The following is a 14,584-nucleotide window of genomic DNA, read 5'->3' on the forward strand; positions in this document are numbered from 1 at the left end:
GACTGTGAGTAATTAAATGTTCTGGGGCTACCTTGGTATGGGCTCACTCCTCTTGATGTTTCTCAGTTTTCCACTCACCTTTTGCGCCATGTACACAAGGCTCGACGCAGCAGAAAGTTACCTGCAGTACAGCAGCTTTATCGTCGGATGCAGGCACACGTTTCGGAATACTCATTTTGAAGGAAGGCCTCAACGCGTATTTTCCATGGGCCTTGTCATCCTTATCCCAAAAGTGGTTCAGTGGCGAGGGATGGTGCTTGTTGAGGACGTTGAAAAAATCCCCCTGCACCTCAAGTGCTGGATGGTCGTACCGACACTCGTTACCTACCTATCCTTTGCCGGTATGTTTAGCAGCTGGTTATTTATCACAGACTGATTCGCGATAAAAAAAGGGCGACCCCAGGGCCGCCCTTATCTATCGCCTTACGCCGCGCTAAACATCTTATGCGGATCAATCACAAACTTCTTCGGCACGCCCGCATCAAATTCGCCGTACCCACGCGGCGCGTCATCCAGGCTGATCACCTGTACACCGACGATCTCAGCAATGTTGATGCGATCCCACATGATCGCCTGCATCAGTGCGCGGTTGTACTTCATCACCGGCGTTTGCCCGGTGTGGAAGCTGTGGGATTTGGCCCAGCCCAGCCCAAAGCGAATGCTCAGGCTGCCCATTTTCGCGGCAGCATCAACAGCACCTGGGTCTTCGGTAACGTACAGCCCAGGGATACCGATTTTGCCCGCCACACGCACCACGCCCATCAGCGAGTTGAGCACGGTGGCCGGTGCTTCGGCCTTGGCGCCTTCATGGCCGTGGCCACGGGCTTCGAAGCCTACGGCATCTACCGCGCAGTCCACTTCCGGCTCGCCCAGCAAGGCAGCGATTTGTTCGTGCAGTGGGGTGTCTTTGGACAGGTCGGCAATTTCAAAACCCTGGGCCTTGGCGTGGGCCAAGCGGATCGGGTTGACGTCGCCGATGATCACTACCGCTGCGCCGAGCAGACGGGCGGAGGCGGCAGCGGCCAGGCCAACAGGGCCGGCGCCTGCGATGTAGACGGTGCTGCCTGGGCCAACGCCGGCAGTGACGGCGCCGTGGTAGCCGGTCGGCAGGATGTCGGAGAGGCAGGTCAGGTCACGGATTTTCTCCATGGCCTTGTCGCGGTCCGGCAGTTTCAGCAGGTTGAAGTCGGCATACGGCACCAGCACGTATTCGGCCTGGCCGCCGGTCCAGTCGCCCATGTCGACGTAGCCGTAGGCGCCACCGGCACGGGCCGGGTTGACGGTGAGGCACACGCCGGTGTGTTGTTCTTTGCACGAGCGGCAGCGGCCGCACGCCACGTTGAATGGCACCGACACCAGGTCACCGATCTTCAGGTTCTCGACGTCGCTGCCCTTCTCGATCACTTCGCCGGTGATTTCATGCCCCAGTACCAGGCCGGTCTGGGCAGTGGTGCGGCCGCGCACCATGTGTTGGTCGGAGCCGCAGATGTTGGTGGAGACCACGCGCAGGATGACGCCGTGCTCAATCTTCCTGCCACGGGGGTCCTGCATTTTGGGATAGTCGATTTTCTGTACTTCGACCTTGCCGTTGCCGAGATACACGACACCACGATTACCAGACATGCTTTCACCTCGCTGTTGTTTTTATGGAACCGCGTCGCCCAGGCAGGCGGCGCGTTTAAGTGCTCGGGTACAGATGCTGTTTCCTTGTGTTGGTGCTGATGGCCTCATCGCAGGCAAGCCAGCTCCCACATTCAAAGGTATTCACACATCAAATGTGGGAGCGGGCTTGCCCGCGATAGCAATCTAAAGAACGACAGTTCGATTGGCGTTCAAAAACACCCGCCGCTCAATGTGATACCCCACTGCACGCGCCAACGTCAGCCCTTCAATATCACGCCCCTTGGCAATCAAGTCCTCGGGATAGTGGCTGTGATCCACCACCTCCACGCCCTGGGCGATGATCGGGCCTTCATCCAAATCGTTGTTGATGTAATGCGCCGTGGCGCCCACCAGTTTCACGCCCTTGTTGTAGGCCTGGTGATACGGCTTGGCGCCTTTGAAACCGGGCAGCAACGAGTGGTGAATGTTGATGGCCTTGCCATCGAGCTTGCGGCACAGCTCCGGCGACAGCACTTGCATATAGCGCGCAAGAATCACCAGTTCGGCGCCGGTCTCTTCAATCACTTGCCACACCTGACGCTCCTGGGACGGTTTGTCGTTGGGGTCGAGGGGGAAATGGTAGTAGGGAATCTGGTGCCAGTCGGCCAAAGGTTTTAAATCAGGGTGGTTGGACACCACCGCGACCACGTCCATCGACAGTTGGCCGATGCGTTGGCGGTAGAGCAAATCGTTCAGGCAGTGATCGGCCTTGGACACCATGATCACTACTTTTGGCCGATAGTTCGGCGCCGTCAGCTCGAAGATCATGCCAAAGGCTTCACCGCGCGTGGCCAAGCCATCGCGGAAGGCTTGCTCGTCAAAACCCTCAGGTTGACGAAATTCCACGCGGATAAAAAACCGGCCCGAGAGACGGTCATCGAACGAATGGTGCTCGGTGACGTAGCAGCCCTGCTCAAACAGGTAGCGGGTGACCGCGTCCACCGTGCCGAGCACGCTTGGGCAGTCGGCGGTCAAAATCCATGTGTCGGGTGCGCGGCTCATTGTGCGTGACTCCTTGATCGTTCCCACGCTCTGCGTGGGAATGCCGCCATGGACGCTCTGCGTCCCCTCTTGGGACGCGGAGCGTCCCGGGATGCATTCCCACGCAGAGCGTGGGAACGATCGTTATGCAACGACATTCAGGCCAAATTCGGCGGACGCATCCTGCAGCCACAGCCACCAGTAATCCGAGAAGCTGCGACGAATCAGCAGCTCCCAGGTGTCTTCAGCCGTGTGGCGGATCACCAGCTGCGACTTGGCGAACACCGTGCCCACCGCCTTGCCCACCGGGAAGTTATTAGGGTGCACGTCGTAGCTGGTGGACTTCATCAGCACGTCGCGCACGTTCGGGCCGCTGAGTTCGAGGATCTGCTGGCCGCCGCTGACGTTGACGATCTGGATATGCAGCTCACCCAGGGCAGCGCGCAGGTTTTGTTCGGCGGCAAACTCTTCACCGCTTGGCACGATCAACAGCCACTCATCCGGGCCGAGCCATTGCAGGCTGGTTTCGCCTTTGACGATCACTTGCAAGGCGCCAGGCAGTTCGATGCCGAGGGCTTTGTGCACACCGGCGGCGAACGCGGCGTCATGGCCATCGCCACGGATGGTCAGGTGGCCGAGGAGTTTCTTTTCACGCACGGTCACGCCGGCGTTCTTGCGGCCCTTGCCGACCAGGCTGGCGAGGTCGGCATGGTGCAGCGACGACTCGGCCTTGGCGCCGGTGGTGGGGCGTTGTTGGTAAACATTGGCTGCTGTCATAAAGCACCTGTTCTGAATTCTGTGGTGACTGCTCTGGCCTCATCGCGGGCAAGCCCGGCTCCCACAGGGGAACGCATTCCAAATGTGGGAGCTGGCTTGCCTGCGATGCAGGCGACTCGGTCTATCAGATGTTCTGCCGCTCGCCTTTCGGGTCGAAGAACACCGAGGACACAATCTCTGCCTCGATCACGCTGCCATCCGCCTGCGGTGAGAACACTCGCTCACCCATACGCTTCAAGCCGCCCTTGACCACCGCCATCGCAAATGAATAACCCAGCGAGTTGTGCGCATAGCTTGAGGTCACATGGCCGACCATCTTCATCGGGATCGACTGTTTAGGGTCGAACACCAACTGCGCGCCTTCCGGCAGCCATACATTCGGGTCAATCGGCTTCAAGCCCACCAACTGCTTACGTTCTTCACGCACGCAGTCTTCACGGTTCATCCCGCGCCAGCCGATCCACGAGAACGGTTTGGTACGGCCTACGCACCAGCCCATGTTCAGGTCGTCCGGGGTCATCGAGCCGTCGGTGTCTTGCCCGACGATGATGAAACCCTTCTCGGCGCGCAGTACGTGCATGGTCTCGGTGCCGTAAGGCGTCAGGTTGTACTTCTTGCCGGCCGCAACGATCTGTTCGAGCACGCCCATGGCGTAGTCGGCCTGCACGTTGACTTCGTACGACAGCTCGCCGGTAAACGAGATACGGAACACCCGCGCCGGTACGCCGCCAACCAGGCCTTCCTTCCAGGTCATGAACGGGAAACCGTCCTTATCCAGGTCGATGTCGGTGACTTCGGCCAGCAGTTTGCGGCTGTTGGGGCCGGACAAGGTCATGGTCGCCCAGTGGTCGGTGACCGAGGTGAAGTACACCTTGAGGTCTGGCCACTCGGTCTGCTGGTAGATTTCCAGCCACTGCAGCACGCGGGCGGCGCCGCCGGTGGTGGTGGTCATCAGGAAGTGGTTGTCGGCGAGACAGGCGGTGACGCCGTCGTCGAAGACCATGCCGTCTTCCTTGCACATCAGGCCGTAGCGGGCCTTGCCCACGTCGAGCTTGGTCCAGGCGTTGCTGTAGATGCGGTTGAGGAACTCGCGGGCATCCGGGCCTTGAATATCGATCTTGCCGAGGGTGGACGCATCCAGCAGGCCGACGCTGTCGCGTACCGCCAGGCATTCGCGCTTCACGGCGGCGTGCAGGTCTTCACCGTTACGCGGGAAGTACCAAGGGCGTTTCCATTGGCCGACATCTTCAAACTCGGCGCCGTTTTTAACGTGCCAGGCTTGCAGCGCGGTGTAGCGCACCGGCTCAAAAATGTGCCCACAGTGACGGCCCGCCACGGCGCCGAAGGTCACCGGCGTGTAGTTGGGGCGGAACATCGTGGTGCCCATCTGCGGGATGGTCACGTTCAGCGAGCGGGCCGCAATGGCCAGGCCGTTGACGTTGCCGAGCTTGCCCTGATCGGTGCCGAAGCCCAGCGCGGTGTAGCGCTTGACGTGCTCGACCGACTCGAACCCTTCGCGGGTCGCCAGCTCAATGGCGGCAGCGGTGACGTCGTTTTGCAGGTCGACAAATTGCTTCGGCGCCCGTGCGGTCGGCTTGTCATGGGGCACCTGGTAAATGCCCAGGGTTGGCTCTTCCAGACGGCTCAAGGCTTTTGGCAGCGTGCCTTCCACCGGTGCAAACCCGGCTTCGCTGGCTGCGCGCACGCCGCCTTCAAAACCATCGGCCAGGGAATCGCCGAGGCCGTAGACGCCATTGATACCGCCGACGCACACACGTTTTTGCGGGGCTTCGCCTGGCACAAAACCGAGGATGTCTTCACGCCAGGTCGGCTTGCCGCCCAGGTGCGAAGCCAGGTGAACCACTGGGCTGTAGCCGCCGGAGCTGGCCACCAGGTCGCAGTCCAGCCACTCGCCGGGGCTGGTGACTTTGTGTGCTTTGACGTCAATCGCCGCCACGCGTGCAGCGGTCACGTGCTTGCTGCCACGGGCTTCGATCACGGCGCTGCCGGTGAGGATGCGAATACCTTTGGCGCGGGCTTCTTCCACCAGGGCGCCGCGTGGGTTGTGACGCACATCAGCCACGGCGACCACTTGCAGGCCCGCATCAAGCCAGTCCAGCGCGACGCGGTAGGCGTGGTCGTTGTTGGTCGACAGCACCAGTTTTTTGCCGGGTGCCACGCCGTAGCGGCGCACGTAGGTAGAGACTGCACCGGCGAGCATATTGCCCGGCACGTCGTTGTTGCCGTACACCAACGGACGCTCGCACGCACCGGTCGCCAGCACCACGCGCTTGGCACGCACACGGTGGATGCGCTGGCGCACCTGGCCAATCGGCGCACGGTCACCGAGGTGGTCGGTGAGGCGTTCGTGAATGGTCAGGAAGTTGTGGTCGTGGTAGCCATTGACGGTGGCACGCGGCAGCAACACCACGTCCGGCAGGGCTTTGAGTTCCGCGATCACGCTGGCAACCCATTCGGTCGCCGGCTTGCCGTCGAGGCTTTCGCGTGAGTCCAGCAAGGAGCCGCCGAATTCTTCCTGTTCGTCAGCAATAATCACGCGGGCACCGCTGCGCGCAGCGGCCAATGCCGCGGCCAGGCCAGCAGGGCCGGCACCCACAATCAGCACGTCGCAATGACGGTTGAAGTTGTCGTAGGTGTCCGGGTCATTCTCGGTCGGCGAGCGGCCAAGGCCCGCAGCCTTACGAATGTACTTCTCGTAAGTCATCCAGAACGATTGCGGGTACATGAAGGTTTTGTAGTAGAAACCCGGCGGCATCAGCTTGCCGCCGACTTTGCCAAGAATGCCCATCACGTCATTGTTAACGTTCGGCCAGCCGTTGGTGCTGGTGGCGACCAAACCCTGGTACAGCGCCTGTTGCGTGGCGCGCACGTTGGGAATCTGGGTGGCTTCGGTGGCGCCGATCTGCAGCACCGCGTTCGGCTCTTCGGCGCCCGCTGCAAAGATGCCGCGCGGGCGCGAGTACTTGAAGCTGCGGCCGATGATGTCGACGCCGTTGGCCAGCAGGGCTGCGGCCAGGGTATCGCCCTCAAAGCCCTTGTAGCTCTGGCCGTTGAAGGTAAACGTCAGGGCTTTGTTGCGGTCGATGCGGCCACCGTTGGACAGGCGATTGATCTGGCTCATACCTTCTCTCCAGCAGCCTTGGCGGTGAATTGCGGCTTGGTGCCGATCTTGTAGGTTTCAAGAATTTCGTAGGTCAGGGTGTCGCGGGTGGCGTTGAAGTACTGACGGCAACCGGCGGCATGGATCCACAGCTCGTGATGCAGCCCGCGTGGGTTGTCACGGAAGAACATGTAGTCGCCCCACTCTTCATCGGTGCAGGCGTTCGGGTCCAGCGGGCGCGGGATGTGCGCTTGGCCGGACGCGTGGAATTCCTCTTCGGAGCGCAGTTCGCCACAGTGAGGACAGAAGATATGCAACATAGGGAATTTCTCCTGTTAGTGGGCGACGGCCGCAGCGCCGTGTTCGTCGATCAACGCACCGTTGTGGAAACGGTCGATGGAGAATGGCGCTGCCAATGGGTGCATTTCACCCTTGGCGAGGCTGGCGGCAAACACGTTGCCTGAGCCTGGAGTGGCTTTAAAACCGCCGGTGCCCCAGCCGCAGTTGAAGAACATGTTCGGCACCGGGGTTTTGGAGATGATCGGGCAGGCGTCCGGCGTGGTGTCGACGATGCCGCCCCACTGGCGGTTCATGCGCACCCGCGACAGCACCGGGAACATCTCGACGATGGCCTGGATGGTGTGTTCGATTACCGGGTAAGAACCACGCTGGCCGTAGCCGTTGTAGCCGTCGATACCGGCGCCGATCACCAGGTCGCCCTTGTCGGACTGGCTGATGTAACCGTGCACGGCGTTGGACATGATCACGCTGTCGATAATCGGCTTGATCGGCTCGGACACCAGCGCTTGCAGCGGGTGGGATTCGATTGGCAGGCGGAAGCCGGCGAGCGAGGCCATGTGCCCGGAGTTACCGGCAGTGACCACACCCACGCGCTTGGCGCCAATAAAACCCTTGTTGGTTTCGACGCCGATGCACACGCCGTTTTCCTTGCGAAAGCCGATCACTTCGGTCTGCTGGATCAGGTCCACGCCGAGTGCGTCAGCGGCGCGCGCGAAGCCCCAGGCCACGGCATCGTGGCGGGCTACGCCGCCGCGCCGTTGCACGGTGGCGCCGAGTACCGGGTAGCGGGTGTTTTTTGAGCAGTCGAGGTACGGGATCTCGTCGGCCACTTGTTTGGCGTTGAGCAACTCGCCGTCCACGCCATTGAGGCGGTTGGCGCTCACGCGACGCTCGGAGTCCCGGATGTCTTGCAGGGTGTGGCACAGGTTGTAGACGCCACGCTGGGAGAACATCACGTTGTAGTTCAGGTCCTGGGACAGGCCTTCCCACAGTTTCATCGCGTGTTCGTACAGGTGCGCCGACTCGTCCCACAGGTAGTTGGAACGCACGATGGTGGTGTTGCGCGCGGTGTTACCGCCGCCCAGCCAGCCTTTCTCGACCACGGCCACGTTGGTGATGCCGTGCTCTTTGGCCAAATAGTAAGCCGTCGCCAGACCATGCCCGCCGCCGCCGACGATAACCACGTCGTAGACCTTTTTCGGTGTGGGCGTGCGCCACATCTTCTGCCAGTTTTCGTGGTGGCTGAGTGAGTGCTTGAAGAGGCCGAAGCCCGAGTAGCGTTGCATAGTCATTACTCCAAAACCGCGCTCAGCGATAAACCGGGAAATCAGCGCACAGGGCAGACACGTGCTTGGCCACGTTGGCCTCGACATCGGCGTCGCCGAGGTTGTCGAGGATGTCGCAGATCCAGCCGGCCAGCTCGATGCATTGCGGCACCTTGAAACCCCGCGTGGTCACCGCCGGGGTGCCGATGCGCAGGCCCGAGGTCACGAACGGCGACTGCGGGTCGTTCGGTACGGCGTTCTTGTTAACGGTGATGTGGGCGCGGCCGAGGGCAGCGTCCGCGTCTTTGCCGGTGAGGCCCTGGCGGATCAGGCTGACCAGGAACAGGTGGTTATCGGTGCCGCCGGACACCACGTCGTAGCCGCGCTTGATAAACACGTCTGCCATGGCCTGGGCGTTGTCGATCACCTGTTGTTGGTAAGCCTTGAAACCGGGCTCCAGCGCTTCCTTGAAGCACACGGCCTTGCCGGCGATAACGTGCATCAGCGGGCCGCCCTGGGCGCCGGGGAACACGGCAGCGTTGAGTTTCTTCTCGATGGCTTCGTTGGCCTTGGCCAGGATCAAACCGCCACGTGGGCCGCGCAGGGTTTTGTGGGTGGTGGTGGTGACCACATCGGCGTAAGGCAGCGGGTTCGGGTACAGGCCCGCGGCAACCAGGCCGGCGACGTGGGCCATGTCGACGAACAGCAGTGCGCCAACCTTGTCGGCGATCTGACGGAAGCGCGGGAAATCGAGGGTCTTGGAGTAAGCCGAGAAACCGGCCACGATCATTTTCGGCTGGCATTCGACGGCCAGGCGCTCAACTTCGTCGTAGTCGATCAAACCGGTATCGGTGTTGATGCCGTACTGCACGGCGTTGTACAGCTTGCCCGAGGACGACACTTTGGCGCCGTGGGTCAAGTGGCCGCCGTGGGCCAGGCTCATGCCCAGGATGGTGTCACCGGCATTGATCAGCGCCAGGTACACCGCGCTGTTGGCGGACGAACCGGAGTGTGGCTGCACGTTGGCGTAATCAGCGCCGAACAGTTGTTTGGCGCGCTCGATGGCCAGGGCTTCAACCTTGTCCACATGCTCGCAGCCGCCGTAGTAGCGCTTGCCTGGGTAGCCTTCGGCGTATTTGTTGGTCAGGCCGCTGCCCTGGGCTTCCATGACGCGTTTGCTGGTGTAGTTCTCTGACGCGATCAGCTCGATATGGTCTTCCTGACGCTGCTCCTCGGCATTCATCGCCGCCAGCAATGCGTCGTCATACCCTTGGATCTGGTCTTTTTTGCTGAACATCGCGTCTCTCCCAGCCTTTCGTATTGTTGAGGCCCTCGCAGGGCCCTTTGATGCGATGGTAGGGCTGGCGCAGCGAGGTCAAATGCCTACGCACGCCACGCAAAGGTGCGTTTACGACATGGCTTCGCGGGTGGGCGATAAAACACGCAGATGGCTCGGGCCGCCTGAAGATTTAGAAACAGAAACCTGACACTTTAAGCCTCACACGCCTGAAAACTTGGCTACGCTTGCCACTCAAACAGCGCCAGCTCATGTATTCGACGCTTTCACTGTTCAGTCCAACAGATTGGACGCCCTACACCGTTGAGGAACGCGGGCATGGCGCTCGACTCTTCGCCCAACCTGGCTACGCCGCTGACGCAAAGCGTTACACCTGCACGGTGCGCGTGGTGCCTTCCCGATGCGAGCGCAGGGATATTCGCGCCAGGCTGGGATGTTGGCCTTGTGACGACTGACCCCGAATTGGGCAGCGTGGCGCACCTGGCAGCCTACAGGCTGGGCAGCCCATTCCCCGAGGATGCCAAGCTCTGCGCAGCGTTGAGTTCATTCTGGCCTGCAGTTGCATCAGACTCAGCACAAGCCTATCCACCAAACGTCGGGGCGGGTCCGACCGTAAAACCAATGCTGGATCAGGAGATCGGCAAAAGTGCCGGTTTCCCGTGGGATGGCGTACCCGCTCCAAAAAAATACGTCGCCAATTACGCGCCCCATAGAGCGTACGAAACTTACTTCTATACCGACTACACAGAGAACGCGCTGAACGGGAAGTTCTCATTGGCACTCACAGGCAAAGTCGACTCGCAGGAATATCAACGGCGAATCGATGCTTTCCGGCGCGTCAAACTTTCATTGAGCACCACACCTGGAAATTGGTTTATCGACACATTCAGCATGGCAACGCCCGACAGCGCAGGCCGCTATGACGTGATCATAATAGGTGCCGGCCCGGCGGGTTGCTCGGCGGCCATTTGCTGCGCTCAACAGGGCTTGAAAGTGGCACTGATTGAGCGCCTGTCTTTTCCGCGCCACCGCCCGGGTGAAACCCTGCACCCCGGCATAGAGCCTCTGCTTCAGCAACTGGGTGTGGCTGAAAAAATCCGCGGCGACGCCTTCGTCCGGCCTGCGGGTACTTGGGTGAGGTGGGACACTGAACGACACTTTGTGCCTTTCGGGCAAGACCAAAACGGACCTTGGCGGGGGTTTCAGATTCCCCGAGCAATGCTGGACGGGTTGCTGCTGGATCGAGCAGCCGCGTCAGGTGTCCACGTCCTGCAACCCTGCCAGGCAAAGACCGTGTTGCAGATAAAAGATCTAGTGGTGGGCCTCCAGACCCAGGCCGGGCAACTGTTTTGCAGGCACCTTATTGATGCCAGTGGCGCTCACGGCTGGCTTGCACGCCAATTAAGGCTGACATCGCGTCGCTGCTCGCCCCCGCTGACTGCCGCGTATGGCTATAAGCGAGGAACAGTCGAAGACAGCGCACTGGGCATCTTCGCAGACCCATCGGGCTGGTATTGGACGGCTCACATCGGCCAGCAGCTTTATCACTGGACGAGACTGCACTTTGTGCAAGATAAATCACCGAAGATGGCGGCTGTTCCAGCCTGTTTTGAACACTTACCGTGTGAAGGAAAGATCCGGGGGGCAGATGTCACTTGGTCAATCTGTGATCAGGCAGCGGGTAAAGGCTATTTCATCATCGGAGACGCAGCCAGCAGGTTGGACCCGGGCGCCTCTCATGGCGTACTCAAGGCGCTGATGTCAGGAATGATGGCTGCGCAATGTATTGCCGACGAAAGCCTCAACCCAACGCACAGGCAGGCTATTTCACTTCAATATTGCCAGTGGCTGCGAGATTGGTTCGAGCGCGACGTACAAAAAATGCGCGATTTCTATGCGGCTCATCCGTTCCCACCTTGTTGGCTCGAGTCGATGTCAGCCAATGGCCTTTCGAACCCCCAACAAAAGTAAAAAATGTAACGGATACAGCGCGTAAGCCCAGCGGCGCATCGCCGGTGGCGAGACGTTTTTGCCGTGTCGCAACAAGACCAAACCCGCCAAGGGCGCAATCAGGCAAGCGGCCAACCCCATCAGCGCCACAGGCGTGCCGCTATTGAGCAGAACCTGCCATTGATTGGCGGCCACGCAGACCAAACCCGGCAACACGCTGAAATACCATGGCCGGTTAAACACCAGCAGCATCGCCAGCGGCAGTAACACACCGAAAAACCCGAACATCAGCTGGGCAGAAAACAGCGCCGCGATGACTAGGGCAATCAGCGCCAATCCTCGATCAAAAAGCACCTTCTGCTGCCATCCTCGGGCAACCAGCAACCCCAGCGCCAACGTCGGCAAGACGTTCAATGTATCGGCATCCTCGATAAACATCCGGTAGGGCACTTCACTGATCACACTGAACAGCAACAGCCAGCCCAGGTAGCGCCACTGGCCGGTGACGGGAGCATTGGCGACCCGGTGCAAATTGGCTGCAATCGCCAGGCAAAACCACGGAAACGCCAGGCGCCCCGGCACGTACAGGCCGTCCAGGCTCAAACCGACATAACGCAAGTGGTCGAGCACCATGCTCAGCAGCGCCAGCCACTTGAGCAGATCCAGTGCGCCATCGCGGACGCGTCCGACAGCCAACGTGTGTGTACCGTGCATAATTCCCCAGTGACTTTGCATTTACAGTGCGTGCGCACCCGCGACAATCTTGGTTACAGTGCGCACCAACATCGACCACAGGAATGGGCCATGACCGACAATAGCCAACAATTCGCCAGCGACAACTATTCCGGCATCTGCCCGGAAGCCTGGGCCGCCATGGAACAAGCCAACCAGGGCCATCAACGCGCCTACGGCGACGATGAGTGGACCCACCGTGCCGCCGACGGTTTCCGCAATTTGTTCGAAACCGACTGTGAAGTGTTCTTCGCCTTCAACGGCACCGCGGCCAACTCCCTGGCGCTGTCTTCGCTGTGCCAGAGCTACCATAGCGTGATTTGCTCGGAAACCGCCCACGTCGAAACCGACGAATGTGGTGCGCCGGAGTTCTTCTCCAACGGCTCCAAGCTGCTCACCGCCCGCACCGAAAACGGCAAGCTGACGCCCGAATCGATCCGCGAGATCGCCCTCAAGCGCCAGGACATCCACTACCCCAAACCGCGCGTGGTCACTCTCACCCAAGCCACGGAAGTGGGCAGCGTGTATACCCCGGAAGAAATCCGCGCCATCAGCGTCACCTGCAAAGAGCTGGGCCTGAACCTGCACATGGACGGCGCGCGCTTCTCCAACGCCTGCGCGTTCCTGGGCTGCTCGCCGGCCGACCTGACCTGGAAAGCCGGTGTGGATGTACTGTGTTTCGGCGGCACCAAAAACGGCATGGCAGTAGGCGAAGCCATCCTGTTCTTCAACCACAAACTGGCTGAAGACTTCGATTACCGCTGCAAACAGGCCGGCCAGTTGGCCTCGAAAATGCGCTTCCTCTCCGCCCCATGGGTGGGCCTGCTGGAAAACGATGCCTGGCTCAAACACGCCCGCCACGCCAACCAATGCGCCCAATTGCTCAGCAGCCTGGTGGCGGACATTCCCGGCGTGGAACTGATGTTCCCGGTACAGGCCAACGGCGTGTTCCTGCAACTCTCGGAACCGGCCATCGCAGCGCTGACGGCCAAGGGCTGGCGCTTCTACACCTTCATTGGCAAAGGTGGCGCACGGTTCATGTGTGCGTGGGATACCGAAGAAGAACGCGTAAGAGAATTAGCCGCAGACATTAGGGAAGTGATGAACGCTTAAGCCTCACGAATACTGGCGCATTGCCGAGACTGTTATTTGGTATTTCCGACAGCATCACAGTCCACTTTCATCGTCTAGCCTCTTGGAACCCGAAAGGAAAACGCCGCTGCAGCGGCCACCTTTCGGGCACAACTGCCTGCCGAATAATCGGTCGGAAACGGAAATCCAGCAGAGGGTTAGACCATGGAAGTTCAATGCTACAACACTAAAGCGTTGCAGGAAGGCAGTCTCAGCACCACGTTTGTGAGCTGGGATGAGTTCAGGAAACTGGCGAAAGTCGGTGACACCATCAGGGAGCCTTCAAGAACCCTGGTCATCACCGAAAAAACCTTTGAACTGACAGCATCAGGTGAGCAGTTCGCCATACAGATATACGCACGCTAACCAAGCTGACCCGATCGCTCCCACGCTCGCGCGGGCGCGATTAACTGAATGTACATGATCGTTCCCACGCTATGCGTGGGAATGCATCCCCGGACGCTCTGCGTCCAAGCCGCACCCAGATTCAAGGACGAATCCATGGGCAGAAGCCGCTACGTCATCACCGAACCCGAAAAGCCGCACTTCCTCACCTGCACCGTCATGGAGTGGCTACCGCTGTTCACCCGTGACTACATCGTTGGTCATCTTTTGGACTGCTGGCGATATCAACAAAACCACCACGCCCTGAATCTCTTCGGCTACGTCGTTCTCGAAAACCACTTGCACTTCGTCGCTCAGGCTCCCGACCTTGGCAAATGCGTGAGCCAATTCAAATCCTTTACCGCCCGTACCATCATTGATGATTTGCAGCGCCGAGGCGCAGAGCGTTTATTACAACGCCTGCGGTTCAGCAAACGGGCGCACAAGGTAGACCGGGCTTATCAACTTTGGCAGGAAGGCGCACACGCTGAGTTGGTGTACAGCGAGGGGGTGATGCACCAGAAACTTGATTACATTCACCACAACCCGGTGAAACGAGGATATGTGGACCTAGCCGAACACTGGCGGTATTCCAGTGCGCGCAATTACGCAGGGCAGGAAGGGCTCATCGAAATTCAACAGTGGCACTAGTGCCCGCCGCCCCTCTCTGCGTGAGAATGCCTCCAGGGACGCTCCGCGTCCCGCCCTATGTGCATGGCTTGAATACTGGGCACTTTGTGACGCGGAGCGTCACGGGCTGCATTCCCACGCGGAGCATGGGAATGATCGGGGGGTGGACACTCAACCAGCTCGTTCCCACGCTCTGCGTGGGAATGTCTCCTGGGACGCTCCGCGTTCCGCTCTATGCGCATGACTTGAATACTGGGCACTTTGTGACGCGGAGCGTCACGGGCTGCATTCCCACGCGGAGCGTGGGAACGATCGGGGACACTCAAACAGCTCGTTCCCACGCTCTGCGTGGGA

At 60.2% G+C, this 14,584-nt stretch carries 12 protein-coding genes; 4 read left to right on the forward strand and 8 right to left on the reverse strand.

Annotation, left to right across the window (positions count from 1 at the left end):
• Positions 1-423: 423 nt before the first annotated feature.
• The 7 genes from fdhA to glyA all read right to left on the reverse strand — a co-directional run bounded on the left by fdhA (position 424) and on the right by glyA (position 9,403).
• Positions 424-1,623, reverse strand: coding sequence for a formaldehyde dehydrogenase, glutathione-independent (gene fdhA, locus GIW28_RS29400; RefSeq protein WP_017137993.1), 1,200 nt, complete (start codon positions 1,621-1,623; stop codon positions 424-426).
• Positions 1,624-1,806: 183 nt separating this feature from the next.
• Positions 1,807-2,664 (reverse strand): formyltetrahydrofolate deformylase, encoded by an 858-nt coding sequence (gene purU / locus GIW28_RS29405; protein ID WP_056857793.1) that lies wholly within the window; start codon positions 2,662-2,664, stop codon positions 1,807-1,809.
• A 123-nt stretch (positions 2,665-2,787) separates the two neighbouring features.
• Entirely contained in the window at positions 2,788-3,420 is a 633-nt protein-coding gene (locus GIW28_RS29410) for a sarcosine oxidase subunit gamma (RefSeq protein ID WP_099550387.1), read from the reverse strand.
• Between the two features lie 124 nt (positions 3,421-3,544).
• A complete protein-coding gene (locus GIW28_RS29415) occupies positions 3,545-6,562 on the reverse strand; it encodes a sarcosine oxidase subunit alpha (protein ID WP_099550386.1) in 3,018 nt (1,005 codons plus the stop codon).
• On the reverse strand, positions 6,559-6,861 hold the full coding sequence (locus GIW28_RS29420; RefSeq protein ID WP_015886243.1) for a sarcosine oxidase subunit delta: 303 nt from the start codon (positions 6,859-6,861) through the stop codon (positions 6,559-6,561). Before GIW28_RS29420 ends, GIW28_RS29415 begins: the two co-directional genes overlap by 4 nt.
• A gap of 15 nt (positions 6,862-6,876) precedes the next feature.
• On the reverse strand, positions 6,877-8,127 hold the full coding sequence (locus GIW28_RS29425) for a sarcosine oxidase subunit beta (protein WP_010207084.1): 1,251 nt from the start codon (positions 8,125-8,127) through the stop codon (positions 6,877-6,879).
• 22 nt (positions 8,128-8,149) lie between these two features.
• On the reverse strand, positions 8,150-9,403 hold the full coding sequence (gene glyA / locus GIW28_RS29430) for a serine hydroxymethyltransferase (protein ID WP_099550385.1): 1,254 nt from the start codon (positions 9,401-9,403) through the stop codon (positions 8,150-8,152).
• Between the two features lie 318 nt (positions 9,404-9,721).
• Here glyA and GIW28_RS29435 point away from each other — a divergent pair, with 318 nt between their 5' ends.
• Positions 9,722-11,374 (forward strand): NAD(P)/FAD-dependent oxidoreductase, encoded by a 1,653-nt coding sequence (locus GIW28_RS29435; protein WP_236446061.1) that lies wholly within the window; start codon positions 9,722-9,724, stop codon positions 11,372-11,374.
• Here the strand turns inward: GIW28_RS29435 and GIW28_RS29440 are convergent.
• The gene (locus GIW28_RS29440; RefSeq protein ID WP_017137987.1) at positions 11,339-12,067 is read right to left on the reverse strand and encodes a TraX family protein; all 729 of its coding nucleotides are present in this window, start codon (positions 12,065-12,067) and stop codon (positions 11,339-11,341) included. The genes GIW28_RS29435 and GIW28_RS29440 overlap by 36 nt on opposite strands.
• Before the next feature lie 90 nt (positions 12,068-12,157).
• On the opposite strand from GIW28_RS29440, the gene GIW28_RS29445 reads away from it, so the two are divergent.
• The 3 genes from GIW28_RS29445 to GIW28_RS29455 all read left to right on the forward strand — a co-directional run bounded on the left by GIW28_RS29445 (position 12,158) and on the right by GIW28_RS29455 (position 14,251).
• The gene (locus GIW28_RS29445) at positions 12,158-13,198 is read left to right on the forward strand and encodes a threonine aldolase family protein (RefSeq protein WP_017137986.1); all 1,041 of its coding nucleotides are present in this window, start codon (positions 12,158-12,160) and stop codon (positions 13,196-13,198) included.
• Positions 13,199-13,381: 183 nt separating this feature from the next.
• The gene (locus GIW28_RS29450) at positions 13,382-13,582 is read left to right on the forward strand and encodes a hypothetical protein (protein ID WP_017137985.1); all 201 of its coding nucleotides are present in this window, start codon (positions 13,382-13,384) and stop codon (positions 13,580-13,582) included.
• Between the two features lie 135 nt (positions 13,583-13,717).
• Positions 13,718-14,251, forward strand: coding sequence for an REP-associated tyrosine transposase (locus GIW28_RS29455; RefSeq protein WP_026013773.1), 534 nt, complete (start codon positions 13,718-13,720; stop codon positions 14,249-14,251).
• Positions 14,252-14,584: the final 333 nt, after the last annotated feature.

This window comes from Pseudomonas sp. PA-5-4B (assembly GCF_021606215.1).
Taxonomy (GTDB): Bacteria; Pseudomonadota; Gammaproteobacteria; order Pseudomonadales; family Pseudomonadaceae; genus Aquipseudomonas; species Aquipseudomonas edaphica.

What these genes read in the sequence shown, in the direction of transcription:
- fdhA (WP_017137993.1), bottom strand. Translation starts at nt 1,623, where the DNA reads ATGTCTGGTAATCGTGGTGTCGTGTATCTCGGCAACGGCAAGGTCGAA.
- purU (WP_056857793.1), bottom strand. Translation starts at nt 2,664, where the DNA reads ATGAGCCGCGCACCCGACACATGGATTTTGACCGCCGACTGCCCAAGC.
- GIW28_RS29410 (WP_099550387.1), bottom strand. Translation starts at nt 3,420, where the DNA reads ATGACAGCAGCCAATGTTTACCAACAACGCCCCACCACCGGCGCCAAG.
- GIW28_RS29415 (WP_099550386.1), bottom strand. Translation starts at nt 6,562, where the DNA reads ATGAGCCAGATCAATCGCCTGTCCAACGGTGGCCGCATCGACCGCAAC.
- GIW28_RS29420 (WP_015886243.1), bottom strand. Translation starts at nt 6,861, where the DNA reads ATGTTGCATATCTTCTGTCCTCACTGTGGCGAACTGCGCTCCGAAGAG.
- GIW28_RS29425 (WP_010207084.1), bottom strand. Translation starts at nt 8,127, where the DNA reads ATGCAACGCTACTCGGGCTTCGGCCTCTTCAAGCACTCACTCAGCCAC.
- glyA (WP_099550385.1), bottom strand. Translation starts at nt 9,403, where the DNA reads ATGTTCAGCAAAAAAGACCAGATCCAAGGGTATGACGACGCATTGCTG.
- GIW28_RS29435 (WP_236446061.1), top strand. Translation starts at nt 9,722, where the DNA reads ATGGCGCTCGACTCTTCGCCCAACCTGGCTACGCCGCTGACGCAAAGC.
- GIW28_RS29440 (WP_017137987.1), bottom strand. Translation starts at nt 12,067, where the DNA reads ATGCACGGTACACACACGTTGGCTGTCGGACGCGTCCGCGATGGCGCA.
- GIW28_RS29445 (WP_017137986.1), top strand. Translation starts at nt 12,158, where the DNA reads ATGACCGACAATAGCCAACAATTCGCCAGCGACAACTATTCCGGCATC.
- GIW28_RS29450 (WP_017137985.1), top strand. Translation starts at nt 13,382, where the DNA reads ATGGAAGTTCAATGCTACAACACTAAAGCGTTGCAGGAAGGCAGTCTC.
- GIW28_RS29455 (WP_026013773.1), top strand. Translation starts at nt 13,718, where the DNA reads ATGGGCAGAAGCCGCTACGTCATCACCGAACCCGAAAAGCCGCACTTC.